Source organism: Streptococcus gallinaceus, assembly GCF_040545695.1.
Classification (GTDB): domain Bacteria; phylum Bacillota; class Bacilli; order Lactobacillales; family Streptococcaceae; genus Streptococcus; species Streptococcus gallinaceus.
In genome coordinates this window covers 64,824-91,294 of sequence record NZ_JBEPMK010000003.1, presented here as the reverse complement: position 1 = coordinate 91,294, position 26,471 = coordinate 64,824, and the positions used below count along the sequence as shown (strand labels likewise).

At 41.9% G+C, this 26,471-nt stretch carries 26 protein-coding genes and 1 pseudogene; 19 read left to right on the top strand and 8 right to left on the bottom strand.

Going from position 1 to position 26,471, the window contains the following annotated elements; all coding sequences use genetic code 11:
* Positions 1 to 169 precede the first annotated feature (169 nt).
* The 3 genes from ABID27_RS04680 to dapA all read left to right on the top strand — a co-directional run bounded on the left by ABID27_RS04680 (position 170) and on the right by dapA (position 4,051).
* Positions 170 to 1,840 (top strand): formate--tetrahydrofolate ligase, encoded by a 1,671-nt coding sequence (locus ABID27_RS04680; RefSeq protein WP_354280596.1) that lies wholly within the window; start codon positions 170 to 172, stop codon positions 1,838 to 1,840.
* Positions 1,841 to 2,012: 172 nt separating this feature from the next.
* Positions 2,013 to 3,089: an aspartate-semialdehyde dehydrogenase gene (locus tag ABID27_RS04675; RefSeq protein ID WP_253364434.1), complete on the top strand. Its 1,077-nt coding sequence runs from the start codon at positions 2,013 to 2,015 to the stop codon at positions 3,087 to 3,089.
* 26 nt (positions 3,090 to 3,115) lie between these two features.
* Positions 3,116 to 4,051 carry a 4-hydroxy-tetrahydrodipicolinate synthase gene (dapA, locus tag ABID27_RS04670; RefSeq protein ID WP_354280594.1) on the top strand — a complete coding sequence of 312 codons (936 nt, stop codon included), beginning with the start codon at positions 3,116 to 3,118 and terminating at the stop codon, positions 4,049 to 4,051.
* A 45-nt stretch (positions 4,052 to 4,096) separates the two neighbouring features.
* On the opposite strand, the gene pepF is transcribed toward dapA, so the two are convergent.
* Complete coding sequence (gene pepF / locus ABID27_RS04665; RefSeq protein ID WP_354280592.1) at positions 4,097 to 5,890, bottom strand: oligoendopeptidase F; 1,794 nt, start codon at positions 5,888 to 5,890, stop codon at positions 4,097 to 4,099.
* 126 nt (positions 5,891 to 6,016) lie between these two features.
* Between pepF and ABID27_RS04660 the strand changes: the two genes are divergently transcribed.
* The 12 genes from ABID27_RS04660 to ABID27_RS04605 all read left to right on the top strand — a co-directional run bounded on the left by ABID27_RS04660 (position 6,017) and on the right by ABID27_RS04605 (position 14,575).
* Positions 6,017 to 6,355 (top strand): ATP cone domain-containing protein, encoded by a 339-nt coding sequence (locus tag ABID27_RS04660; protein WP_253364440.1) that lies wholly within the window; start codon positions 6,017 to 6,019, stop codon positions 6,353 to 6,355.
* Positions 6,356 to 6,508: 153 nt separating this feature from the next.
* Positions 6,509 to 7,588, top strand: a complete 1,080-nt coding sequence (gene prfA, locus ABID27_RS04655) for a peptide chain release factor 1 (protein ID WP_354280590.1) — start codon at positions 6,509 to 6,511, stop codon at positions 7,586 to 7,588.
* A gap of 1 nt (position 7,589) precedes the next feature.
* Positions 7,590 to 8,423 (top strand): peptide chain release factor N(5)-glutamine methyltransferase, encoded by an 834-nt coding sequence (gene prmC / locus ABID27_RS04650; RefSeq protein WP_354280588.1) that lies wholly within the window; start codon positions 7,590 to 7,592, stop codon positions 8,421 to 8,423.
* A complete protein-coding gene (locus ABID27_RS04645) occupies positions 8,410 to 9,012 on the top strand; it encodes an L-threonylcarbamoyladenylate synthase (protein ID WP_253364445.1) in 603 nt (200 codons plus the stop codon). Before prmC ends, ABID27_RS04645 begins: the two co-directional genes overlap by 14 nt.
* Positions 9,013 to 9,015: 3 nt before the next feature.
* Positions 9,016 to 9,450, top strand: coding sequence for a GNAT family N-acetyltransferase (locus tag ABID27_RS04640; RefSeq protein ID WP_354280585.1), 435 nt, complete (start codon positions 9,016 to 9,018; stop codon positions 9,448 to 9,450).
* A 3-nt stretch (positions 9,451 to 9,453) separates the two neighbouring features.
* The gene (glyA, locus tag ABID27_RS04635) at positions 9,454 to 10,710 is read left to right on the top strand and encodes a serine hydroxymethyltransferase (RefSeq protein ID WP_253364450.1); all 1,257 of its coding nucleotides are present in this window, start codon (positions 9,454 to 9,456) and stop codon (positions 10,708 to 10,710) included.
* Positions 10,711 to 10,713: 3 nt separating this feature from the next.
* A complete protein-coding gene (locus tag ABID27_RS04630; protein WP_253364452.1) occupies positions 10,714 to 11,688 on the top strand; it encodes a nucleoid-associated protein in 975 nt (324 codons plus the stop codon).
* Positions 11,685 to 12,308 carry a lysozyme family protein gene (locus ABID27_RS04625; RefSeq protein ID WP_253364454.1) on the top strand — a complete coding sequence of 208 codons (624 nt, stop codon included), beginning with the start codon at positions 11,685 to 11,687 and terminating at the stop codon, positions 12,306 to 12,308. The genes ABID27_RS04630 and ABID27_RS04625 overlap by 4 nt, the downstream gene beginning before the upstream one ends.
* A gap of 64 nt (positions 12,309 to 12,372) precedes the next feature.
* Positions 12,373 to 12,594 carry a type II toxin-antitoxin system RelB family antitoxin gene (relB, locus tag ABID27_RS04620; protein ID WP_354280582.1) on the top strand — a complete coding sequence of 74 codons (222 nt, stop codon included), beginning with the start codon at positions 12,373 to 12,375 and terminating at the stop codon, positions 12,592 to 12,594.
* 1 nt (position 12,595) lies between these two features.
* Entirely contained in the window at positions 12,596 to 12,862 is a 267-nt protein-coding gene (locus ABID27_RS04615) for a type II toxin-antitoxin system RelE family toxin (RefSeq protein WP_354280580.1), read from the top strand.
* A gap of 90 nt (positions 12,863 to 12,952) precedes the next feature.
* On the top strand, positions 12,953 to 13,717 hold the full coding sequence (locus ABID27_RS04610) for an SDR family NAD(P)-dependent oxidoreductase (protein ID WP_354280578.1): 765 nt from the start codon (positions 12,953 to 12,955) through the stop codon (positions 13,715 to 13,717).
* A gap of 81 nt (positions 13,718 to 13,798) precedes the next feature.
* Positions 13,799 to 14,575, top strand: a complete 777-nt coding sequence (locus ABID27_RS04605; RefSeq protein ID WP_354280576.1) for a DUF6287 domain-containing protein — start codon at positions 13,799 to 13,801, stop codon at positions 14,573 to 14,575.
* A gap of 120 nt (positions 14,576 to 14,695) precedes the next feature.
* Here the strand turns inward: ABID27_RS04605 and guaA are convergent, their stop codons facing one another.
* Complete coding sequence (guaA, locus tag ABID27_RS04600) at positions 14,696 to 16,246, bottom strand: glutamine-hydrolyzing GMP synthase (RefSeq protein ID WP_253364461.1); 1,551 nt, start codon at positions 16,244 to 16,246, stop codon at positions 14,696 to 14,698.
* A 133-nt stretch (positions 16,247 to 16,379) separates the two neighbouring features.
* Between guaA and ABID27_RS04595 the strand changes: the two genes are divergently transcribed.
* The 4 genes from ABID27_RS04595 to xerS all read left to right on the top strand — a co-directional run bounded on the left by ABID27_RS04595 (position 16,380) and on the right by xerS (position 20,329).
* Complete coding sequence (locus ABID27_RS04595) at positions 16,380 to 17,078, top strand: GntR family transcriptional regulator (RefSeq protein ID WP_253364462.1); 699 nt, start codon at positions 16,380 to 16,382, stop codon at positions 17,076 to 17,078.
* Between the two features lie 93 nt (positions 17,079 to 17,171).
* A complete protein-coding gene (locus tag ABID27_RS04590; RefSeq protein ID WP_253364463.1) occupies positions 17,172 to 17,504 on the top strand; it encodes a putative DNA-binding protein in 333 nt (110 codons plus the stop codon).
* A 17-nt stretch (positions 17,505 to 17,521) separates the two neighbouring features.
* Complete coding sequence (ffh, locus tag ABID27_RS04585) at positions 17,522 to 19,069, top strand: signal recognition particle protein (protein ID WP_354280573.1); 1,548 nt, start codon at positions 17,522 to 17,524, stop codon at positions 19,067 to 19,069.
* Between the two features lie 189 nt (positions 19,070 to 19,258).
* A complete protein-coding gene (gene xerS / locus ABID27_RS04580; protein WP_354280571.1) occupies positions 19,259 to 20,329 on the top strand; it encodes a tyrosine recombinase XerS in 1,071 nt (356 codons plus the stop codon).
* Positions 20,330 to 20,390: 61 nt separating this feature from the next.
* Here the strand turns inward: xerS and ABID27_RS04575 are convergent, their stop codons facing one another.
* The 6 genes and pseudogenes from ABID27_RS04575 to trmFO all read right to left on the bottom strand — a co-directional run bounded on the left by ABID27_RS04575 (position 20,391) and on the right by trmFO (position 26,406).
* Positions 20,391 to 21,419: a YeiH family protein gene (locus ABID27_RS04575; RefSeq protein ID WP_253364474.1), complete on the bottom strand. Its 1,029-nt coding sequence runs from the start codon at positions 21,417 to 21,419 to the stop codon at positions 20,391 to 20,393.
* 86 nt (positions 21,420 to 21,505) lie between these two features.
* On the bottom strand, positions 21,506 to 22,111 hold the full coding sequence (locus tag ABID27_RS04570; protein WP_354280568.1) for an SP0191 family lipoprotein: 606 nt from the start codon (positions 22,109 to 22,111) through the stop codon (positions 21,506 to 21,508).
* A 66-nt stretch (positions 22,112 to 22,177) separates the two neighbouring features.
* Positions 22,178 to 23,350 carry an ATP-grasp domain-containing protein gene (locus tag ABID27_RS04565; protein WP_354280566.1) on the bottom strand — a complete coding sequence of 391 codons (1,173 nt, stop codon included), beginning with the start codon at positions 23,348 to 23,350 and terminating at the stop codon, positions 22,178 to 22,180.
* A 22-nt stretch (positions 23,351 to 23,372) separates the two neighbouring features.
* Positions 23,373 to 24,116, bottom strand: a pseudogene (locus tag ABID27_RS04560) (esterase family protein).
* Positions 24,117 to 24,127: 11 nt separating this feature from the next.
* On the bottom strand, positions 24,128 to 24,952 hold the full coding sequence (locus ABID27_RS04555) for an alpha/beta hydrolase (RefSeq protein ID WP_253364482.1): 825 nt from the start codon (positions 24,950 to 24,952) through the stop codon (positions 24,128 to 24,130).
* Positions 24,953 to 25,065: 113 nt separating this feature from the next.
* Positions 25,066 to 26,406, bottom strand: a complete 1,341-nt coding sequence (gene trmFO / locus ABID27_RS04550; protein ID WP_354280564.1) for a methylenetetrahydrofolate--tRNA-(uracil(54)-C(5))-methyltransferase (FADH(2)-oxidizing) TrmFO — start codon at positions 26,404 to 26,406, stop codon at positions 25,066 to 25,068.
* Positions 26,407 to 26,471: the final 65 nt, after the last annotated feature.

Here is a 26,471-nt window from a genome sequence, read left to right as displayed (position 1 = left end):
TTCGTAAAGTTTTAGCAACCTCTTACAAAGGCGAATAAAACAGTATGATATTTTCTTAACTTTTTACAAAAATAGGTAAAAAGCGGACGTTTTATTTTTTATATACAAAATACGTGCAAGAAAAACGAATATCTGTTATGATAAGACTATCTTATTGTGAGGTGATAGAATGAAAACGGATATTGAAATCGCACAAAGTGTTCCCTTAAAGCCGATTACAGAGGTTGTAGCACCATTAGGTATTGCCTTTGATGATATTGAGCTTTACGGTAAGTACAAAGCAAAATTAACCTTTGATAAAATTAAAGCTGTTCAAAAAAATCCTGTTGGAAAACTGATTTTAGTCACAGCTATCAATCCAACGCCTGCCGGTGAAGGTAAGTCTACCATGAGTATCGGCTTGGCGGACGCCCTCAATAAAATTGGCAAGAAAACCATGATTGCCCTACGGGAACCATCACTCGGTCCTGTCATGGGGATTAAGGGAGGCGCAGCTGGTGGCGGCTATGCACAAGTTCTTCCGATGGAAGACATCAATCTCCACTTTACAGGAGACATGCATGCCATCACGACAGCTCATAACGCTTTGTCAGCCTTGATTGACAATCATCTCCACCAAGGAAATGAACTTGGTATCGATCAACGACGGATTATCTGGAAACGAGTAGTTGATTTGAATGACCGCGCTCTGCGTCATGTGACCGTAGGACTTGGCGGTCCGCTAAACGGTATTCCACGTGAAGACGGTTTTGATATTACAGTGGCTTCAGAAATTATGGCCATCCTTTGCTTAGCAACGGATTTAGCTGATTTGAAGAAACGCTTGGCTAACATTGTCATTGGCTATCGTTATGACCGCAGTCCAGTTTATGTCCGAGATTTGCAAGTAGAAGGAGTCCTGACACTCATTCTAAAAGACGCTATCAAGCCAAACTTGGTGCAAACTATCTATGGAACGCCAGCATTTGTTCACGGTGGTCCCTTTGCTAATATTGCCCATGGATGTAACTCTGTCTTGGCAACTGCAACAGCTCTTCGTTTAGCCGATTATGTGGTGACAGAAGCTGGATTTGGAGCGGATCTCGGTGCAGAGAAATTCTTGGATATCAAAACACCAAATCTACCAACCACACCAGATGCCATTGTCGTAGTGGCAACTCTTCGTGCACTGAAAATGAATGGCGGTATCGTTAAGGAAGATTTGAGTCTAGAAAATGTTGCGGCTGTAAAAGAAGGTTTTGCCAACTTGGCTCAGCATGTGGAAAATATGCGCAAATACGGTGTTCCTGTTGTCGTGGCTATCAATGAATTTGTAGCAGATACCCAAGCAGAAATTGCCCAACTTCGTGAACTGTGTGCGGCTATCGATGTCCCTGTTGAATTAGCTAGCGTTTGGGCCGACGGCGCTGAAGGTGGTGTGGCGTTAGCCCAAACGGTTGTAAAAACAATTGATGCGACACCGTCAGACTACAAGCGTCTCTATGACGACTCTCAGTCAATCGAGGAAAAAATTGCGACAGTAGCGCGTGAAATCTATCGTGCTGACAAGGTCGTTTTCGAAAAGAAAGCTAAGACACAAATTGCACAAATCGTGAAAAATGGTTGGGACAACTTACCAGTTTGTATGGCTAAAACCCAATACAGTTTCTCAGACGACCCAACTCTTCTCGGTGCACCAAGAGGATTTGAAGTTACGATTCGTGAGGTCGTACCGAAGCTGGGAGCGGGCTTCATCGTTGCTCTTACTGGAGATGTCATGACCATGCCAGGACTTCCTAAAAAACCAGCCGCTCTCAATATGGATGTGGCAGAAGACGGCACAGCGCTCGGTTTATTCTAAATCAGATACAGCAAAGTTGGTTTATTCCAGCTTTGTTTTTTTATACTAAATCTAATCTGCCGAGCTATCCTCTATAAATTATAAAAATGCAGGAATTTTCTGAAAAATCCCTTTTGTTTTGAAAAAAAATATAGTATAATTGTATAAATTTAATTTTGAAAGAGGTAACCTTATGGCTTATACAGTTGCAGTTGTTGGTGCTACAGGCGCAGTTGGCGCACAGATGATTAAAATGTTGGAAGAATCAACACTTCCTATCGAAAAAGTACGTTTTTTGGCGTCTTCTCGCTCAGCTGGTAAGACATTGCAATTTAAAGGACAAGATATTGTCATAGAAGAAACGACAGAAGATACTTTTGGCGGGGTCGATATCGCGCTTTTCTCTGCTGGTGGCTCTACCTCTGCAAAATACGCTCCATATGCGGTCAAAGCAGGAGCAGTTGTCGTGGATAATACTTCTTATTTCCGTCAAAATCCTGATGTCCCTTTGGTTGTGCCTGAAGTCAACGCCCATGCACTCGATGCCCATAACGGCATTATCGCTTGTCCAAACTGTTCAACGATTCAAATGATGGTAGCTTTGGAGCCAGTTCGTCAAAAATGGGGCTTGGACCGTATCATCGTATCGACTTATCAAGCCGTATCAGGTGCTGGTATGGGTGCTATCTTGGAAACACAAGCTCAACTCCGCTCAGTCTTAAATGACGGTGTCAATCCAAAAGATGTTGAAGCAACTATTCTCCCATCAGGCGGCGACAAAAAACATTATCCAATCGCCTTCAATGCTCTTCCACAAATCGACGTCTTCACTGACAACGACTACACTTACGAAGAAATGAAAATGACAAAAGAAACCAAGAAAATTATGGAAGACGACAGCATTGCTGTATCAGCAACCTGTGTCCGCATTCCAGTTTTGTCTGCCCATTCTGAGTCTGTTTATATCGAAACAAAAGAAGTGGCACCAATTGAGGAAGTCAAAGCGGCCATTGCGGCCTTCCCAGGTGCAGTACTAGAGGACGACGTCGCTCACCAAATCTACCCTCAGGCTATCAATGCTGTTGGAAGTCGTGATACTTTTGTTGGTCGTATCCGTAAAGACCTTGATGCAGAAAAAGGAATCCACATGTGGGTCGTTTCCGACAACTTGCTAAAAGGCGCTGCTTGGAATTCTGTTCAAATCGCAGAAACTCTTCACGAACGTGGCTTAGTCCGCCCAACTACTGACTTAAAATTTGAATTAAAATAAGCGAAAGCTATTTGGAAAGGATGCCTATGTCTATCCAAGATTTACGCAATGTCAATATCATTACCGCGATGGTGACTCCCTTCAAAGCCGATGGCTCCATCAACTTTGAAGTACTGCCTAAGCTGATTGAAGAATTACTTGCCCATCATACAGAAGGCTTATTATTGGCAGGAACAACTGCTGAAAGTCCAACTTTGACCCACGAAGAAGAATTGGAACTCTTTGCTGCAGTGCAAAAAATTGTCAATGGTCGCGTTCCCCTGATTGCAGGTATCGGGACAAATGACACGCGCGACTCCGTGGAATTTGCCAAAGAAGTTGCCGAATTTGGCGGATTTGCTGCAGGTTTGGCCATTGTTCCCTACTATAATAAACCGAATCAAAAAGGTCTGTATCAGCATTTTAAAGCCATTGCAGATGCTTCTGATTTACCGATTATCATTTACAATATCCCTGGGCGCGTGGTTGTAGAAGTAGACCCTGATACCATGTTGCGTCTGGCTGAACATCCAAACATTATCGGTGTAAAAGAATGTACAACTTTGGATAATATGGCCTACCTCATCGAGCACAAACCAGAAGATTTCTTGATTTTTTCTGGTGAAGATGGCGAAGCCTTTCATGCTATGAATTTGGGAGCAGATGGGCTGATTAGCGTTGCTTCTCACGTTTGTGGGGATGAAATTTTTGATATGTTCCAAGCTATCAAAGCCAGTGATATTCAAAAGGCAGCTAAAATTCAGCGTCAGTTCTTACCCAAAGTACATGCTCTCTTTTCTGTGGTTAGTCCAGCGCCTGTTAAAGCCTTGCTCAATCATCTTGGTTTTGAAGTTGGGCCATTACGTTTGCCGCTTGTTCCATGTACACCTGAAGAGTCAAAACGCATTGTCAAGGTTGTCCTAGAAGAAGACATCGAAGCGACTCGTGAGACGGTGACAGGGGTTATTCGACCTGATTATTAGAAAACAAAAACTGTGATTCAATTTCGAATCACAGTTTTTATTATGCTATTTTGTTAAGGTTTCCAACTGGTCAACCAGTGAGCCGACATAGGCAATGGTGTCTTTCAATGGTTTGTCAGTAGAGACATCCACACCAGCATGCTGTGCCAATTCTTGGGCAGAGAGGCTAGCACCGAGTGACAAGGTTTCAAGCCATTTTTCAACAACTTCGGTAGGATTTTCTTCTAATTGTTTGGCCATGGCAGTACCAATCGTCAATCCAGCAGAGTAGGTGTATGGATATAGTCCCATGTAGTAGTGCGGTTGGCGCATCCAGATAAGTCCAGCGTCCTCTCCGATTTCAAACTCATCTCCCCAGAATTCTTTCATGATAGAGAGCTTGATTTCGCAGAGGATATCGCCGTTGAGGTATTCATCGTTATCCATACGCGTGTAAACTTCGCGTTGGAAGGCAGCTTCTAGAAGGTGAGTCACCATATTATGGAAATAAGTCCGGCTAATCAATTCACTAATCAAGTAGGCCTTGAAGTTAGGGTCTTCATTTTGCTTGAGAAGAGTATTACATGTCAAGACTTCGTTGGCAGTAGATGGTGCTTCAATGAAATACAGCGATGGATCATAGTTCAGAATGCTCTGTTTTTTGGCTAATTGGAAATGACCAGCATGTCCGAGTTCGTGAGCAAGAACCAGAACTTCATTCATGAGACCGGTCCAATTGAGGAGAATGTAAGATGGTCCGTCATAAAGTGTAGCACAGTATCCGCCTGTAGCCTTGCCTTCATTTTGCGCAAAGTCAATCCAGCGCTCATCAAAGACTTGCTCAATCATCTTCACATAATTTTCACCGAGGAAACCAAGGCAATCAACTAAGAATTGTTTCGATTCTTCTGGTGTGATGCGTTGATTGAATTCAGATGGCAAACTAATCTTCAAGTCAGCATGTGTAATCTTATCCAAGCCGTGCGAAGCCGCCATCAATTTGACAAAACGACGCATGTGAGGAGCCAATTCTTTCATGATGACGTCAATTTGACGGTCAAAAAGGTCTCGAGAGATATCTTGTTGGAAAAGAAGGTAGTCGATGGTTGAGTCAAATCCGCGTAATTTGGCTTCGATTTGCTCGTTTTTCACATGAGCCAGGTAAGTTGCGGCAGTCGTGTTTTTGTATTTACGAAGAGTAGCGTAAAAACTTTCAGCTGACTTGCGACGAAGCTCAGTATCGTGGCTGATTTCATAGTCATTTTCGTAGAGGACATAACTATTTCCGTAGGATGTACCATTGGCCTCAAAGTTGTCAAAGGTCATATCTTCAAACTTGGTCGTTTCATAGTTGCTGTATGCTTGTGAGAAGGTTGGGGCAAATTTCGCCAAGAGTTCTTCTTGAAGTGGGTCTAAATTATGTGGTTTCCAACGGATGATGTGGTTGATAAAACTCGTCCATTCAGGATGTTGAGCAATGACTTCTTCCAACAATGCTGTTTCTTGGAGACTAAGTTCAGTTGACAAGAAGGCAAGTGCTGGATAAGTTTCTGCATGAACGAGTTCAAATTCATTGGCTTGACTTGCCAATTCGGCATTCATCTTGTCCACGTCTAGATTTAAGAAGGCGTAGTGGGATAGCTTGCTTTGAACAGTTAAAATAGTTTCGTATTCTGCCAAGGCTACAACGATAGTTTCTACCGTGTTTAACTGGTTTTTATAATTTTTTTCAAAATTTTTCGCGGTTTCTTTGAAAGCAGTCAAAGCTGTTTTGAAAGTTTGGTCATTTTCATAGATTAGGGATGTGTCCCAGGTATCTTTGACGTCAACTTCTTGACGTTTTAGCATTGCATTTGTCATAAGAACTCCTTTTTTATTTTTCCTAAAAATCATTATACCACAGTCGTATCAAAAACTTGACAAAAGTCCTATTTCCTTAGATAATAGAAGTAGTAAAAGCCTGTAAGAATGCGAAAAGGAGCTAGTATGCAAGTTATTAAAAGAAGCGGTGAAGTTGTCGAATTTGACCCTGAAAAAATTTATCAAGCCATTATCAAAGCGGCACAGACTGTCTACGTGATTGACGACACATGGAGAAAAAATCTTGCTGAAGTGACAAAAAAAGTTGTTATTGACTTAGAAGAGGCGCAGACAGAACGACCAACTATCAGCATGGTTCAATCTCAGGTGGAGCACCGTCTCATTGATGCGGGCTATATCGCTATTGCGGAGCACTATATCTCCTACCGTCTTCAACGCGACTTGGAGCGTAACGGATACTCTGACCAAATTATTGTGCATTTACGTTTTGAGCAAACGCGTTAAGTGAAAACTAGAGCAGCCGAAAGGCTGTTTTTTGTTTTTTTAAAAAATTTGGATAAGAGGTGAGTTCTAGACTTTCCTTTCTCCAAATTCTTCTCATTTTATGGTATAATAGTAGGCAGAAATTTTGAAAAAGTATGAGGTTACCTTTTAGATATGAATATCTATGATCAATTACAAACAGTTGAAGATCGCTATGAAGAATTGGGCGAATTGCTCAGTGACCCAGATGTGGTTTCTGACACCAAACGTTTTATGGAATTGTCTCGTGAAGAGGCGAATACACGCGATACTGTCACAGCTTATCGTGAGTACAAGCAAGTCATTCAAAACATTGCTGACGCTGAAGAAATGATTAAAGACGCAGCGGACGATGCCGAATTAGAGGAAATGGCTAAGGAAGAGTTAAAAGAGTCCAAAGCTGCAAAAGAAGCCTATGAAGAAAAATTAAAAATCTTGCTTCTTCCAAAAGACCCCAACGACGACAAGAACATTCTCTTGGAAATTCGTGGTGCTGCAGGCGGGGACGAGGCTGCTCTCTTTGCCGGCGATTTGTTGCAAATGTACCAAAAATTTGCTGAAGGACAAGGCTGGCGCTTTGAAGTCATGGAAGCTTCTTATAACGGCGTAGGCGGTATCAAAGAAGTGGTTGCCATGGTTTCAGGTCAATCAGTTTATTCTAAGTTGAAGTATGAGTCAGGTGCTCATCGTGTCCAACGTGTCCCTGTAACGGAAAGTCAAGGGCGTGTTCATACTTCGACAGCCACTGTTTTGGTTATGCCAGAAGTGGAAGAAGTGGAATACGATATTGATCCAAAAGACCTTCGTGTCGATATCTATCACGCATCTGGTGCGGGTGGACAGAACGTCAATAAGGTAGCAACAGCCGTACGTATCGTTCACTTGCCAACCAATATCAAAGTCGAAATGCAAGAAGAACGTACGCAGCAGAAAAACCGTGACAAGGCCATGAAAATTATTCGCGCGCGTGTGGCTGACCACTTTGCACAAATTGCCCAAGATGAGCAAGATGCTGAGCGTAAGTCAACCATCGGTACTGGTGATCGTTCAGAGCGTATCCGGACCTACAATTTTCCTCAAAACCGTGTGACAGATCACCGTATTGGATTGACACTTCAAAAATTGGACACAATCTTATCTGGGAAATTAGACGAGGTTGTCGATGCCTTGGTGCTCTATGACCAAACGCAAAAACTGGAAAAGTTGAACAAGTAATATGACCTATGGACAACTCATTAGCCAGCTAGAAAGTGAATTAGAAGCATTAGGAGAGGAAAAAGAAAGCCTCTCTTATGTCTTTAAGGAGCTGAAAAGTTGGACTTTGACGGATTTGATTCTTCATTTTCCGAGAGAGATTTCAGTGGAAGACCAGTTGCTGTTAGAAGAGATTTTTGGGCAGTTGGCACAACACATTCCTGCACAGCATATTACGGGACGGGCTTATTTTAGAGATTTGACCTTGAAAGTCAGCCCTGATGTTCTCATCCCTCGACCAGAAACGGGAGAGTTAGTGGACTTGATTTTGTCACAAAATGAGTCTGAAAATCTTCGAGTTTTGGACATTGGCACAGGAAGTGGGGCGATCGCCTTGGCCTTGAAAAGTGCTCGACCTCATTGGGAGGTTCTGGCTTCTGACATTTCGCAGGAAGCGTTGATGATTGCGCGTGAGAATGCTGAGCTTAACAAACTTGACGTTCAATTCCTGCAGTCAGATGTCTACGAGAATATCCAAGGTCAGTTTGATATCATTATTTCAAATCCTCCTTATATTGCTTTTGAGGATACGGCTGAAGTGGCGACAAATGTCTACATGCATGAGCCGCACTCGGCGCTTTTTGCAGAGGAAAATGGTCTGGCTATCTATCGTACCATTTTGAGTGATGCTTCGTCATTTTTAAATGAGAATGGGAAAATCTATTTGGAAATCGGCTACAAGCAAGGGCAAGATTTGCAGGATTTGGCAAAAACATATCTTCCGCATAAGCAGTGCCAGGTTTTAAAAGACCTTTTTGGCAAAGAACGAATGGTGGCTATCTATGGAAAATCGTAATATACGAACAATTATCCAATCTGGTGGAGCAGTTGTTTTACCGACGGAAACGGTCTATGGCCTATTTGCAGAGGCTTTAAACGAAGATGCTGTCGAAAGGGTTTATCAATTAAAACATAGACCAAAAGACAAAGCCATGAACTTAAATGTGTTAAATCTGAACGATGTCTTAAAATACAGTCGAAATGTTCCTGATTTTGTAAAAAAAGTGTATAATAGTTTTATGCCTGGTCCCTTGACCATTATTCTAGAGGCCAATGATCAAGTTCCACACTGGATTAACTCAGGACTTCCTACAGTTGGATTCCGCACCCCAAATCACCCACAAACGCTCCAAATTATTGCCGAAACTGGTCCCTTGATTGGTCCATCTGCAAATATTTCAGGGCAGGAAAGTGGCAAGAAATTCTCTGACATCATCAAGGATTTCAATCAGCAAGTGATAGGGATTGCGGATGATGAAGCGATTACTGGTCAGGATTCGACTATTCTTGATTTGTCTGGGAAAACAGCTCGTATTCTTCGCCAAGGTGCGATTACCAAGGAGGAATTACTGGCTAAAGTTCCTGAAATTCCATTTGAGGAGTAGAATATGATTCGAGCCTTAGTTGTCGAAGATATGGAGACCATTCGTGATATTAACGAATACGCACTTGGCTATCCCAATTCGATAGAGAAAACAATGCAGCAATTTAGACGATTAACAGCCGATTCTCACCATTTCTTTCTAGGATTTGAAGATGAGGATAGTGGCTCTATAGTCGGCTATATCCATGCTGAGGTCTATGAAAGCCTCTACTCAGAGGCTGGATTTAATCTTCTAGCACTAGCTGTTCTAGAGGAATTTCAAGGAAAAGGTATTGGTAGACAACTCCTAGAAGCCATCGAAAAGGAGGCTAGGGAGCGGCAATTTCACTTTATTCGCCTAAATTCTGGTAGTCATCGTAAAAAAGCACATGCTTTTTATGAACATGCTGGTTATGACAGCGATAAAGTCCAAAAACGATTTATAAAATATGTGAGGTAAGCCATGATTTTTGACAAAGAAGATTACAAAGCATTTGACGTAGAACTATGGGATGCGATTGCAGCAGAAGAAGCACGTCAACAGGGAAATATCGAATTGATTGCTTCAGAAAATGTTGTTTCGAAAGCAGTGATGGCCGCTCAAGGTTCTATTTTGACCAATAAATATGCGGAAGGCTATCCTGGGAAACGCTATTATGGTGGTACCGAAGTCGTCGATGTCGTTGAAACTCTTGCGATTGAGCGTGCAAAAGAAATCTTTGGCGCAAAATTTGCCAATGTTCAACCACATTCGGGTAGTCAAGCCAATGCGGCGGCCTATATGGCTTTGATCCAACCGGGAGATACTGTACTCGGAATGGATTTGTCAGCTGGTGGTCACCTGACGCATGGTTCGCCAGTGAATTTCTCTGGAAAAACCTACAACTTCGTGGCCTACGGTGTCAACAAAGAAACCGAAGAACTTGATTACCAAGAAATTTTATCACGCGCTCAAGAAGTACAGCCAAGACTCATTGTTGCAGGTGCCTCAGCCTATTCACGTATCATTGATTTTGCGAAATTCCGTGAAATTGCGGATGCTGTTGGGGCTAAGCTCATGGTGGATATGGCGCATATTGCTGGTTTAGTAGCAGCTGGCTTGCATCCAAGTCCAGTACCTTATGCGGATATCACGACAACTACAACTCATAAAACACTTCGTGGTCCTCGTGGCGGACTTATTTTGACAAACGACGAAGAGCTTGCTAAGAAAATCAATTCTGCAGTCTTTCCAGGTATGCAAGGTGGACCATTGGAACACATTATTGCTGCCAAAGCCGTAGCCTTCAAAGAAAACTTGGATCCTGCTTTTAAAGAATATGCACAAAATGTCATCACAAACTGTCAAGCGATGGCTGAGGTATTTAACAAAGATGAAAACTTCCGCGTCATCTCTGGCGGAACAGACAATCATGTTTTCCTTGTAGACGTAACCAAAGTTATTGAAAACGGAAAAGAAGCACAAAACCTCTTGGACGAAGTGCACATCACTCTCAACAAAAATTCAATCCCATTTGAAACCTTGTCTCCATTTAAGACATCAGGAATTCGTCTGGGTACAGCTGCAGTGACAGCTCGTGGATTTGGTGTAGCAGAATGCCAACAAGTAGCTCATTTGATCATTAAAGCACTGAAAAATGCTGATAACGAAGCTGTTCTTGAAGAAGTTCGCCAAGAAGTCAAAGCTCTGACAGACCGTTTCCCACTTTACGAAAACTAATTTATGGATATTTATATTAAACAAGCAATTATACATCAATTTTCAGCTGATGATACCGAGTTAGTCTTATCAGACAGTCTTCTGACGATTACACCCAAGATTGAAGAATACCTTCGCAAAAAAATCGAGCGTGTTTACTCCGACGAGGCTAAAACAGGTCAACTGCCTGCTGATCATTCATTTCTCGAACTCATCTCTGATCAACTCATCGATTCTTCATGCCAGATTGCCAAAATTTGGCATGAAGAATTTTCTGTGTCTGAAAATCTCAAAACCAATGATTTAATCTTTGTACATTTTGAAAAAAATGGCATCGAGCAATTTGCCTTTCTACGAATCTCATTGCGGGAAAATCTGGCCCATGTTGGATTAGACAGCGATAGTCCTTTGAAGTTGACGCAGAACAATCTTCCAAGCGCTGGATCTGCTCCGGATGAGGCCTTTATTCTCAATTTGCAAACTCACCAGTATCTCTTGATTGAAAAGCGTATCAAGTACAATGGGGCTTTTTTAAATTATTTTTCGGACAATATTCTCAAAGAAAAACCTGCTATCTCGGCTAAAAAGTCTATCAAAGAAGTCGAGAAAACAGCTCAGAAAATCGCTGAAAATTTCAACAGAGATGATTTCCAATTTCAGACTAAGGTCAAATCAGCCATCTTTAATAATCTTGAAGAAGATAATGAGATTTCCCCTGAAAAACTAGCAGACCAGTTGTTTGAGGACAATCTGACTGCGCGGTTAACCTTTGTAGACCAGTTGAAAGAAGTCATTCCTGATAAGATTTCTTTCTCAGAAATTGACAGCAGCCGCCAACTCAAGAAATTCGAGAATCAAAAACTCTCGCTTTCTAATGGAATTGAACTCATCGTCCCAAATAATGTCTACGAAGATGCAGAGTCGGTCGAGTTTATTCAAAACGAGAATGGAACCTATTCGATTCTCATCAAAAATATAGAAGATATTCAAAATAAATGAAAAAATTAACAAGAACGATTCTCTTGGTCGTCCTTGTTTTTCTGGCTTATAAAGCGTATCAAATGCATGTAGCTGTTCAGCAAGTGATGACATACCAGCCATTGGTGGAAGAAGTTCTTGCTGAAAATGATACAACCGCTAATGAAGAGTTAGTTCTAGCCATGATTTACACGGAAACCAAGGGAAAGCAAACTGATGTCATGCAGTCTAGTGAATCTGCAACTGGCTATACAAACACCATAACGGATAGTAAAGAAAGCATTCGTCAGGGTGTCAGTTATTTGAGCCACAATCTCGAAACTGCAGAAGAAGCAAAAGTAGATGTCTGGACAGCTGTTCAAGCCTATAATTTCGGTCCGGCCTACATTCCTTACGTCGCTAAAAACGGCGGTGAAAATACGATTGCACTGTCCAAAAAATATTCTCGCGATGTAGTTGCTCCTAGTCTGGGGAATACAACTGGAGCAGAATACACCTATTATCACCCTATTGCGCTATTTTACGGCGGAAAACTCTATGTCAACGGCGGAAATATCTATTACTCGCGCCAAGTTCAGTTCAACCTATATCTGATGAAATTCTTCAACTTCCTTGATTCGGCAATTGACTCCTTTAAATAAGGGAAACTTGCCATTTAAAATAAATTGTGTTACAATGTATTACACAATTAAGGAGGAGCGGATTATGAGTACAGTATCGTTGCGCTTGAATGCGACAGAAGAAGAGTTTTTCAAAAGCTATGCCGTGTTGACAGGAAAACCGTTGTCTGAACTATTTAAGAAAGCTCTGGCAGAGCAAATCGAAGATGAGTATGACTTAAATATCTACCAGCAAGCCTACAAAGAATATGAAAAAGATACAGAAACCATTTCTCATGCTGATTTTAAGAAGGAACTAAGTTTCTAAGATGTATCGATTGGAGTATTCTAAGCAAGCTCAAAAGCAAATCAAAAAGCTGGATTGCCAGATTCAACGTCTATTATTTGCTTGGATTGATAAGAATCTGGAGGGGACGATGGACCCTCGGCAACACGGGAACGGCTTGACTGGAGACCGTTCAAGAGAATGGCGTTACCGAATCGGTGATTATCGACTCATTTGTGATATTCAGGATGACAAGATGATTATCCTGGCCTTAGAATTTGGACACCGAAGAGACATTTACAAAAAATAAAATAGTGAAACCGTCTGAATGGCGGTTTTTTGCTACTCATATGCAGGCTTAGGGCGAAAGTGGTATAATATAAAGAAAAAGGAGGCTGTTATGACAAGAAATGTTCTTATTACAGGTGCGACAAGCGGAATCGGAAAAGCGATTGCCTATGCTTTTGCAAAATCAGGTGATAATGTCATTTTGACAGGACGTCGTTTACACTTATTGGAAGAAATTAAAGAAGACCTATATCGTCACTATCCTATTCAAGTTTGGATTTATCAAGTGGATGTGACGAAGCTGGAAGAAGTAGAAATAGTTTGTTCTCAGCTACTGCACGATGTGCCACAAATTGATATCTTGGTCAACAATGCTGGATTGGCTTTGGGGTTGGAGAAATTCCAAGAGTACGATATGGTGGACATGATGACCATGATTGATACCAATATCAAAGGGCTACTGGCTGTGATGCGCTGTATTTTACCGAATATGGTAGAAAAAAATACTGGTCATGTAATCAATATCGGCTCGACTGCTGGGATTTATGCCTATGCTGGTGCGGCAGTTTATGCAGCAACAAAGGCTGCAGTTAAGGTGTTGAGTGACGGGATTCGTATTGATACCATTGATAAAAATATCAAGGTTACGACAGTACAACCTGGTATTGTAGAAACTGATTTTAGCCAAGTACGTTTCCACGGGGATCGCGATCGTGCTGCCTCTGTCTATCAAGGAATCGATGCCTTACAAGCTGAAGATATTGCTGACATTACTCTTTATATCGCCAATCAACCGGCACATGTGCAAATTTCAGATATTACCATTATGGCAACCAAGCAAGCCACAGGCTTTATGGTACACAAAGAAAACAACTAAACATGACATAAATGACATGTTCACCTAAGCAGGAACAGTGTATACTAGCCTTACAAAAACATTTTCTAAAGGAGAAAAGATATGAAAAAGTCAATTTACACCTCCCTAATCCTTCTCAGCACCGCTAGCCTTCTAGTTGCTTGTTCTAGTAAAGAAACAACTAAAACAAGTCAGACTCCTAAAACGAGCCAAGTCAGCAAAGCATCGTCATCCACTAAGGCAGATTCCTCCACGGTTTCATCGAGCAGCAGTACTGAAGCTCCAGTTCAAACAGGGATGAATATTCAAGCAATTCAAAACGGTGATTATTCTAGCATCGCAGGTACCTGGCAAAATGCAAGCGGTGATAAGCTTGTCTTTGACCAAAGTGGCTTGATTTCAACTGGTGTGACGATGGTTAATCCTCCCAAAGAAGACCAGGGTATTCTCCAAGGCGGGATTACCTACCAATCAAGCGGAGGAGGCTTTGTACTACTGTTTGTACCTAAAAATGTTGTCATTCCACAAAGTCATTTTCATGAAGGGAAGGATAGTACGGATAGCACTCGAGACCGTCTAGTAGGAACACAGGTTGCCTTGTCAGAAACGATTTTGAATTCGGGAACTTTTTACAAGGTTTCAGATAGTACAGAAGTGGCACCTGCAAATCAAACGCTCTCCTTAACGCAGGGTCAGGAAACGATCAACTATGCGACACGAATTTTAGGTGATCTAGGTTGGAAAATTATCGAAGATAACTATAACCGGGCGGAGGTCAATCCATTCAGTACCATCCAAGGAAATGATAACAGTATCTACCTTGTCTACCAAAATGGAACCATTACAACTGAAGATGGCACTGTTGTACATCAGCCATAACAATAGTAATAAGAAAACTGCTGAAATCAGTGATTTCGGCAGTTTTTATGATGATTTGAAGGCATAATGAAAACAAGCCCTCTAAAGGACTTGTTTGCTAAAATGGTCTGGGAGACTTTTTTATTCCCACTCGACCGTTGCTGGTGGTTTACTTGTAATGTCGTAGACGATGCGGTTGACGTGGTCAACTTCATTTACGATACGAGTTGAGATTTTCTTAAGTACATCCCATGGGAGTTGTGCAAAATCAGCTGTCATACCGTCGATAGAAGTGATGGCGCGAATAGCGATAGTGTAGTCGTAGGTACGACCGTCACCCATAACCCCAACAGAACGAACACCAGTATTAACTGTGAAATATTGCCATACATCACGGTCAAGCCCTGCTTTAGCGATTTCCTCACGAAGGATAGCATCAGACTCACGGACAGTTTCTAGTTTTTCCTCAGTAATTTCGCCCATAACTCGGATGGCAAGTCCTGGACCTGGGAATGGCTGGCGCCATACGACTTCATCAGGCATGCCAAGTGCAGTACCAAGCGCACGAACTTCATCTTTGAAGAGAGTATTGAGCGGCTCAATCAATTCAAACTGCATGTCTTCAGGAAGTCCCCCAACGTTGTGGTGAGATTTGATGGTTTGAGCAGTTTCAGTACCTGACTCGATGATATCAGTATAGAGAGTTCCTTGTGCGAGGAAGTCAACTCCTTTTAATTTGCTAGCTTCGTCGTCAAAGACGTAGACAAATTCATTCCCAATAATCTTACGTTTTTTCTCTGGATCGTCAACACCGGCAAGCAGGTCTAGGAAACGTTTTGAAGCATCAACACGGATGATGTTAAGGCCAAATTTACCACCAAGCATGTCCATTACTTGGTCACCTTCATTTTTACGAAGAAGACCGTGGTCAACGAAGATACATGTCAATTGGTTACCGATGGCGCGTTGGAGCAAGACACCAACAACAGATGAGTCCACACCGCCTGAAAGACCAAGAAGAACTTTGCGATCACCAACCGTTTGGCGAATTTTGGCAATTTCCATTTCGATAAAGTTATCCATTGACCAGTCGCCGCGTCCTCCACAGATATTGATTGCGAAGTTTTTCAGCATATCATTTCCGTAGACTGAGTGACGTACTTCTGGGTGGAATTGAATACCGTAGAATTTTTTCTCTGTATTTTCCATAGCAGCAAATGGACAGTCAGCAGAATCTCCGACAAGGTGGAAACCTTCTGGAATTTCAGTTACGGCATCTCCATGGCTCATGAGAACGAGTTGTTCCTCAGGAGTTCCTGCAAAGAGAGCTGATTCTGTACGAAGTCGAAGCGTTGACTGACCGTATTCACGATTTCCAGCTTCACCAGCAGGCACAACCTTACCACCGAGCTTATGTGTAATCAATTGCATACCGTAGCAGATACCGAGAATTGGGATACCAAGTTCGAAAATTTCTTCATCAATACCGAATGCATTATCAGCATAAACTGAATTTGGGCCACCTGAAAGAACGATACCAATCGGATTGATAGCACGAATTTCTTCAGCGCTAATCTTGTGGCTCTTTAATTCAGAAAATACACCAAACTCACGGATACGACGGGCAATCAATTGGTTGTACTGGCTACCATAATCCAGAACAATAATCTTTTGAATGTCTTGAGTTGTCATTGTTTTTCCTTTCATTCTGAAAAAAAATCAGATATTACACTATATTTTAACATAAAAGCGAACATTTTGCAGTAGGAATAGTCTAAAATCTAAAATTTTGGTAGAATAGAAAGAGAACAAATGGAGTACGACAATGAAAGCAGCCTATATAACGATACACGACAAAATAAAAGAAGAAATTGATGATCAGATTTGGAAGATTGGGGAACGTCTGCCAAGTGAACGAGATTTGGCAGAGCGATTCAATGTCAGCCGAATGACTCTCCGTCAAGCTATTACCATGCTGGTAGAAGAAGGAGTGCTGGAACGAAAAGTTGGTTCTGGAACCTATGTTGCTAGCACGCGTGTACAAGAAAAAATGCGCGGGACAACCTCCTTTACAGAAATCGTTCATTCCCAAGGAAAGTCTCCATCCACCAAACTAATTTCTTATCAGAAAAAGTTGGCCAGTGAAACGGAGCGCCAGCGTCTTCAATTAGGTGCGAATGATTTGGTGATTCGGATGGAACGGATTCGCTATGCTGACAATGTTCCCTTGGTATTTGAAGTGGCATCTATCCCCGAAAAGTTAATCCGAAATTTCAATAAAACAGACATTACCAATCATTTTTTCAAAACATTGGCGGTGAATGGCTACGAAATTGGAAAAAGCCAACAGACAATCTATGCCAAAACAGCAAGCGACCGTGTAGCAGAATACTTAGAGGTGGCAAAAGGGCATGCGATTTTAGCACTGACTCAAGTTTCTTACTTTACGGATGGCCAAGCATTCGAATATGTCCGTAGTCAGTACGTAGGAGACCGTTTTGAGTTTTACTTAGAAAATAATTAACCAAAAGTTGCATAATATATATTACGCAACTTTTGGTTTTTCTTCAAAAACTTTTCCTACTAAAAATCGCTCAGATATGGTAAAATAAAGTTTATGGAAATTGAAAAAACCAATCGAATGAATGCCCTGTTTGAATTTTATGCTGCGCTTTTGACAGACAAGCAAATGAACTATATTGAGCTTTATTATGCAGATGATTATAGTTTGGCTGAAATTGCTGAAGAATTTCATGTCAGTCGTCAAGCGGTCTACGATAACATCAAGCGGACAGAAAAGATTTTAGAAGATTATGAGATGAAATTGCACATGTATTCTGATTATATTGTGCGGGGGCAAATTTTTGACCAAATTTCAGAAAAATACGCTGATGATGGCTTTTTGCAGGAAAAAATTGCTATCTTGACCAGCATTGATAACCGAGATTAAAAAGAAAAGAGAAGATTATGGCTTTTGAAAGTTTAACAGAACGTCTCCAGAGCGTTTTCAAAAATCTACGTCGCAAGGGAAAATTATCCGGAAAAGAAGTACAGGAAGTCACGAAAGAAATTCGTATGGCCCTTCTTGAGGCCGATGTTGCACTTCCAGTTGTAAAAACCTTTATCAAACGTGTTCGTGAGCGCGCTGTTGGTCATGAAATCATCGAAACACTTGATGCTTCTCAACAAATCATCAAGATTGTCAATGAAGAATTGACAGAGATTTTGGGTTCTGAGACGGCAGAAATCGAGAAATCACCTAAAATTCCAACTATTATCATGATGGTTGGTCTTCAAGGTGCAGGTAAAACGACTTTTGCAGGCAAATTAGCCAATAAATTGATTGCGGAAGAAAAGGCGCTTCCTATGATGATTGCGGCGGATATCTACCGTCCAGCAGCCATTGACCAATTAAAAACACTTGGTCAGCAAATCAATGTTCCGGTTTTTGATCTTGGAACAGAAGTTGCTGCTGTGGACATTGTCCGTCAAGGTCTTGAACTCGCCCAACAAAATAAGCATGATTATGTCTTGATCGATACAGCTGGTCGTCTGCAAATCGATGAAAAACTCATGCAAGAATTGCGAGATGTCAAAGCACTGGCTCAGCCAACTGAAATCCTCCTTGTGGTTGATTCTATGATTGGTCAGGAAGCCGCCAACGTTGCTCGTGAATTCAACGCACAACTGGATATTACCGGTGTTGTTCTCACGAAAATCGATGGGGATACCCGTGGTGGTGCGGCGCTTTCTATCCGTGAAATCACTGGCAAACCAATCAAATTCACTGGTACTGGTGAAAAAATCACTGACATTGAAACTTTCCATCCAGACCGTATGGCTAGCCGTATCTTGGGAATGGGTGACTTGCTGACTTTGATTGAGAAGGCTTCTAAGGATTACGATGAGCAAAAATCTTTGGAACTTGCTGAAAAAATGCGAGAAAGCACCTTTGATTTCAACGATTTCATTGACCAACTAGACCAGGTACAAAGCATGGGGCCAATGGAAGAACTGCTTAAAATGATCCCAGGAATGGCTGGAAATCCCGCCTTGGCAAATATTAAAGTTGACCAGAAAGAAATTGCCCGCAAACGAGCGATTGTCTCTTCAATGACCCCTGCCGAACGTGAAAATCCAGACTTGCTGACACCAAGTCGTCGTCGTCGCATCGCGACAGGCTCTGGAAATAGCTTTGTGGACGTCAATAAATTTATCAAAGACTTTAACCAAGCCAAATCTCTGATGCAGGGCGTTATGTCTGGTGATATGTCTAAAATGATGAAGCAGATGGGACTTACTCCAAATAATCTCCCTAAAAATATGCCAGGAATGCCCGATATGAGCGGTATGGACATGTCAGCATTAGAAGGAATGATGGGAGCCAATGGCATGCCTGATATGTCATCTATGCTTGGTGGCGGATTAAAAGGTAAAATTGGTGAATTCGCCATGAAGTCAGCCATGAAGCGCCAAGCCAATAAAATCAAAAAAGCTAAGAAAAAACGCAAATAAACAACTCAATTATGAGTTGTTTATTTTATACATAACATATATTACGTAAATTTATTTTATATAAATAGGATATTCAGCAATATGAGCATTCTATATGTTCTACCTAACTTCTTTCCGAAAAACTATAATTTTCTTGAAAAACGAAGATATAAATGATATACTACTAATATCAAGAATCAGGAGAGAAATATGCGTCGTGAATTATTGCTTGAAAAAATTGAAGAATTAAAATCTATCATGCCTTGGTATGTGCTGGATTATTACCAATCAAAATTGGCTGTTCCCTATAGTTTTACAACTTTATACGAATATCTTAAAGAATACCGTCGATTTTTTGAATGGCTTATAGATGCTGGAATTGTTGATTGTCGGCAGATTTCGGATATCTCATTGGATGCTTTGGAAAATTTGACCAAGAAAGATATGGAGGCCTTTATCCTGTATTTGCGTGAGCGACCTTTGCTGAATGCCAATACGACGCAAAATGGTGTATCGCAGACCACCATTAACCGTACTCTGTCTGCCTTGTCTAGTCTCTATAAGTATCTGACTGAGGAGGTTGAAAACGAGCTAGGTGAGCCGTATTTTTACCGAAATGTCATGAAAAAAGTTTCTACCAAAAAGAAAAAAGAGACCCTTGCTGCCAGAGCTGAGAACATCAAGCAAAAGCTCTTTTTGGGCGACGAAACCATGGAATTTCTAGAATATGTGGATGTCGAGTATGAGGCCAAGCTCTCTAATCGGGCCAAATCATCTTTCCGAAAAAATAAGGAGCGCGATTTAGCGATTTTAGCACTTCTCTTAGCTTCTGGAGTTCGTTTATCAGAGGCAGTGAATTTGGATCTTCGTGATGTCAATCTCAAGATGATGATTATTGATGTCACCCGCAAGGGTGGCAAGCGCGACTCGATCAATGTTGCTGGGTTTGCTAAGCCTTATCTAGAAGCCTATGCTGCTATCCGCCAACAACGCTACAAGGCTGAAAAAACGGATACGGCCTTCTTCTTATCCGAATACCGTGGCAAGCCCAATCGGATGGATGCTTCCAGTATAGAAAAAATGGTCGCAAAATACTCAGCTGACTTCAAAATCCGCGTGACCCCCCACAAATTGCGCCATACACTGGCCACTCGACTTTACGATGCTACAAAATCACAAGTCCTTGTCAGCCACCAGCTCGGCCATGCCAATACACAAGTCACTGACCTCTATACCCATATCGTCAGTGACGAGCAAAAAAATGCCTTGGATAATCTATAGAAATTACATAATATAATATACGTAAAAAAGTTATTGATTTTGCAATCAATAACTTTTTATTTTAAATATATCCCATCAAAAATTGCATCATGAGAGAAACGAGAATAATTCCAACCCAGCAAGATAGCCCCAGTAAAATTGGTTTACCACCTTTTTTAATCAGCTGAACGATATTGGTTTTAAGTCCTACTGCTGCCATTGCCATAATGATGAAAAATTTTGAGACTTCCTTTATTGGGCTAAAAAATGTCGCAGGTACTCCCGCTGCAAGAGCCAAAGTCGTCACGATACTAGCTAGGACAAAATAGAGGATGAAGACCGGAAAGACTCGCTTGAGAGACACTGATTTTTCCGCTGCTTTTGCTTGTCTAGCCCGCCAGTAAGACAGTCCTAATGTGATTGGGATAATGGCCAGTGTTCTCGTAAGTTTCACGGTAACGGCCTTATTCAAAGTTTGGGCCCCCAAGTGGTAAAGACTATCCCAGGTTGCTGCAGCCGCTGTTACCGATGAAGTATCATTCACAGCTGTTCCGGCAAAAATCCCAAATGCCTGACCTGAAGTAGTAGAAAAACCGAGCAAACTCCCCAGAGTCGGGAAAATGAGCGCAGCCAAAATGTTAAAGAGAAAAATAACCGAAATAGCTTGCGCCACTTCTTCATCATTAGCATCAATCACAGGTGCCGTTGCTGCAATTGCAGACCCTCCGCAAATGGAAGAACCCACTCCAATCAAAGTTGCCATGTTAGTCGATAAACCTAGCTTTTTCTGCAAAACATAAGCAATCAGCAATGACGTTGCTATGGTCGTTAGGATAATGGGAAGTGACTGCTGACCAGTCTGCAAAATGACCTGCAAATTCAAGCCAAATCCAAGCAAGATCACGGCATACTGCAAAATTTTCTTAGAAGTATAGGTGATTCCCGGCTGAAAAATTTCCATTTTGCTAATAGTGGGACTAAGCAGCATACCGATTAAAATAGCAAAAACCGCACCTCCAACAATTGTAAATTCTTTTCCTAGAAAATGGCTCACACCGGCAATCAAGATACAAATCCCTAACCCGTAAGAGCGCTCCTGAATAGTTTTCATATTCTCCCCTTTCTTTGTCTCATTATAAACCTAATTTTCAAAAAAATAAAGAGAAACCAAGCTCATCCAACAGCCTGGCTTACGTATTATTTGATTTCTGTTGCGCCTAAGAACTCAAGTCCCTTGATAAAGTCTGTCGGAGACATGTTTTTCAATCCAGAAAACATTGGGCCGAAACTAGTGATTTTTGAAGCTGCATCAATGTCCAGTTGCTGCATATCCATGTCAAAAGCAATGACTGGTTGGTTTTGTTCGTTTAAATTAACCGTAGCCGTCATGCCCTGCACTCCTTCTGCTTCTTTGATACCTGGTGCTTCGCGTAGGATACGAAGATACTCTTCGCGGTTGGAATCATTGAGTGCTGCTGCTTGTTCAGCGGGAAGTGGCTGAATCAAGGTCAACAGAAGGCGTTGGAACTGGGCCCCGTTATAGGTCACTTCGTAGACCTGAGTCTGTGTAACACCATTTGCTTGTAATTGGTACTGGTATTTTTTTGTCGTCTCACCATTCGCTTCAGACGAGCTCGCTGTTGTGCTAGACGATTGCTCTGTTTGACTGCTGCTGAATAATTTATTCTCAATTTTGGCAATGCTTGATGAGGGAGTTGTCAACTTTTTCTCAGATTTTTGTGCGCTACATGCCCCTAAAACCAAGACACTCGCTAGGGCAAGTAGATAGTATTTCTTTTTCATATATTCCTCCTAATGCGTGACTACAACCTCATTATATCAAAGATTGAAAGGCTTGTCATGGACTAGTCAGAAAACGGGCCGCCCAATCTCTGCCACCATCTGCTGCACTTCCTCTTCACTATCAGCAGTCAGCATATAAAGCACATCCCCTTGTAAGGCCGCAAAGGCTTCTGGCATGAGTTTGACAGCCTTAAGTTGCTGGGCAAATTTTTCACAAATCTCTTCGTGGCTATAATGGTACTGTGTCTGATTTCTCCGCGTCGTCGCAAGACAATAACGCGTTTCAAAAATCCGCTCCGCGACTGGCTCACCGGCAACAACCTGAGCGTAATCTCTGTACAAATCAATGGAATGCGCAAAATTATAGACATCCACAGTAAAGCCACCTGCTGGGCGGTTATTGTATTCTAATGCGATATAATCATCTGCAGTTCTAAAAAATTCGATGTGGAAAAAGCGCTCTTTCATGGCAAATGCTTGTATAATGGCTCGGCCGTAAGCTTGTAATTTTGGATCTATTTCTTTGACCACATAATAAGCATTGTCTTTTTGCTCTGTGATCAGGGTTAATGGCGTGTAGACGTAGTTAAAGCTCGTTTCAAATACGATATTGCCTTGGTGGTCAATCAAGCCGTCATAGGTGCAAAGTTGGTTAGAATTGACAAATTCTTCGAAGAAATAAGTAGTACTCTGATCCCATTCTGCCAAAAATCGTTCTAAATCTTCTTGATTACTCAATTTGTAGGTCGCCGCTGCTCCCACACCATTGTCGGGCTTGGCAATCATAGGAAAACCAATTTTCTTGACAGCACGTTGACTATCTTTGACAGAGCGAACGACAATTCCAAGAACAACTGGTGCACCTGCTTTTTGGAAATATTTTTTCATTTCTGATTTGAATTTTGTCTTTTTCAAATCACGTGGTTTGAAAAAGACAAAAACATGAAATTGCTCCCGCAAGATAGCATCTTGTTCTAGCCAATATTCATTGTGAGATTCAATCCGGTCAATTGGACCGTGTTTGTAAAATAGAAAGGCAAGGGCGCGCTTGACTTCATCAATATCTTCTAGGTTTTCAACCCGAAAATACTCTGTCAAAGCTTGCTGCAAGTCAGAACCCAATTGTTCATAGGGTTCTTGACCAATTCCAAGAACAGTAATTCCCTCTTTTTGGGCTAATTCGATGGTAAATTGCTGGAAATTTTCTGGATAGTAAGGAGAAATAATAAGATAGTTCATCAGTTTTGTCCTTTCTGAGAAATCATAAAATGTGCTGGAGGAAATAAGACATCTGACGGCGCCACCATTCCCAGTCATGGGCGACATCTCCACCCCACTCATCAAACCAAGCTGAAATTTACTTGTGCTCGAAAGCCTCTTTCATTTTGTAAAAACTTGGAAGTCCATCTGCTTCCCAAGTTCCCTGACCCGTGCAGACAATAATATCCGATTGGCGATAACGGTCAATAAACCAGCCATCATTTTGTAGCCAAATGGCGTCTACTAGAGAATTTTGAAAGACAAGGTCATCTTGCCCATAATCCGCTTGCTGATTGAAAAAGCGCGCATCGTAAATGCCGGATAAGGCAATAACCTTATTAAAAACATCCGGATGCTGGAGAAAAATATTGAGCGCGTGATAGGCTCCCATAGAGCACCCTGTCGTCATCATGGGGTCAAACCAGCCTGTTAGATGCTTGATAAAAGGAATAGCCTCTTGAATCACATAATTTTCGTAAGCAGCATGCACCAAAGCACGGTCGTGAATGGACTTCCATTCAGCCAACCAGGACTCGCTATCAATACTAGTCAAGGTGAAAAATTGAACTCTTCCAGCTTCGATGAAATCTTTGCAGGCTTCAATCATTCCAAAATCCGCATATTCATCAATAGAACCACCTGATGACGGAAAGACAACAACTGGGACTCCCGCATGTCCATAGCGATTTAAAGTCATTTCTCGGCCGAGATTTCCTGACCAATGATGTAAATGTTCAAAATGCATCTATTTTCCTCCTACCACTTCTCACTTAAAAATCGGATACAAGCCGGCAAATACAGCGACCAAGCCTCTTCGTTATGAATCGCCCCTGAAATCACTTCTAGGGAAATATTATCTAAAGGAAGTCCTCCCGCAATCAAGCGACGATAATAAGAAAGGGATGAGTCGATGTAGGCCTGCTTGATATTTCCAGCCATCAGCGTCTTATCTGTATCATCCGCCTCCTCCGTTCCGACATAGATATAGACTCGTTGCTGGCTATCTAGCTCCATTCGCTCCATATAGCGGTCAAAAGCCTCTTGATGTAACCAATTGGCTGACGAGAAAACGCCCAAACAACCGATTTGGTCCTGATAGGCCAAACCCATAAACTGTGTGATGTTACCTCCCAGAGAAGAACCAATCATAGCGGTGTGCGCTTTGTCAGGCTTAGTCCGATAATGCTCGTCGATGAACGGTTTGACTACTTCCATAACAAAATCCGCATACTCTCTGCCCTGCCCTCCAAACTGCATGCCAGGAATAGTGGACTCCTGGTACTTCCAAGCTGAATATTCGTTCATTCGTTGGAAACCATCGTTATCAATTACAACGATAATCATAGGAGCAATGTCTGGGTTCCGCTTCAGAGTCGGAATAATTTTCCAAGAATGTCCAGAAAAAGCTTCCTTGCTATAGAGGACATTTTGACCATCATGGAAATAAACAACCGGATAGTCTTGCTCGGTCTTCTGGTCATAATTTTTCGGTAACAGTACTCGTATGCGGCGCTTGGAATTGCTGTAGGGCACAGGCAATTCATGCGTTTTCATGTCAAGGTAAAAATAAGATTTGTTCATGGTCAGCTCATTTCTTTAATAGATATCTATATATTATGGCATATTATAACAAAAGTTATCAGAATATTCAATAACTTTTGCAAAAAAGAAAACAAGCGATAAACGCCTGTTTTTTAATAATTCAAATACGCTTCCAAATCTGTCAAGGCACGTTGAGCAATCGTCTCATAGCGCTCTTTCTTATCTCGGATACGTGGTCCTTCCAACTCTTTGATAATACCAAAGTTGACATTCATTGGCTGGAAGTGTTTGCTTTCAGTGTGAGTGATGTAGTGCGGTAATGAACCGATAGCAGTTGTCAGCGGGAAGACCACCTCTTCTTCTCCACGAAAACGACGGACTGCATTGATACCAGCTACAAGTCCGCTGGCAGCTGATTCTACGTAACCTTCCACACCAGTCATTTGACCTGCAAAGAAAAGATTTGGGTTCTTACGCGTCGCAAATGTTGGATTGAGGAGATTTGGTGAGTCCATGTATGAATTGCGATGCATAACGCCATAACGAACAAATTCTGCATTTTCAAGACCTGGAATCATTTGGAAAACACGCTTCTGCTCGCCCCATTTTAAGTGCGTTTGGAAACCAACGATATTGTAGAGCGAACCAGCAGCATTATCTTGGCGCAATTGCACAACCGCATAAGGAGTTTTGAACTCGCCATCACGTGGACCTTTGTAGTCTTCTGGATATTCCAAACCAACTGGTTTCATTGGACCGTACAACATAGTTTTGACACCACGCTTAGCCATGACCTCGATTGGCATACAACCTTCGAAATATTTCTCTTTTTCAAATGAATTCAGCGGAGCTTCCTCAGCATTGATAAGGGCTTCTTGGAAGGCTAAAAACTCCTCTTTCGTCATTGGGCAGTTGAGGTAAGCCGCTTCCCCCTTGTCATAACGAGACTTGAGGTAGACCTTATCCATATCAATCGTATTCACGTCAACAATAGGAGCTGCCGCATCGTAGAAATAAAATCCATCTCCACCATTGAGTTCGTGAATTTTCGCAGCCAAGCTATCGCTGGTCAATGGACCAGTCGCAATAACCGTTACAGCATCTTCTGGAATTTCCGTAATTTCACCGCGTACCACTTCAATCAGTGGGTGATTGTGCAATTCAGCAGTCACTGCTTCCGCGTATCCCTCGCGGTCAACAGCCATCGCCCCACCAGCAGGCACACGGTGTTCTTCACCGTTACGCATGATAATGGAGTCCAAACGACGCATTTCTTCTTTCAAGAGACCAACTGCATTTGTCAATGAATCTCCACGGAAAGAGTTGGAACAAACTAGCTCGGCAAAATTAGCTGTTTTGTGTTGTGGCGTTGGTTTGACCCCACGCATTTCGTAAAGCTTAACCTTGATGCCACGTTTAGCGATTTGGTAAGCTGCTTCGGAACCGGCCAAACCAGCTCCGACGACATTGATATAATCAACAGATTGAGACATGAAACTAATACCTCTTTGGGACAGAGTCCCTCAAATCTTTCTAAAATAGTTAACTTTAGTAGTAT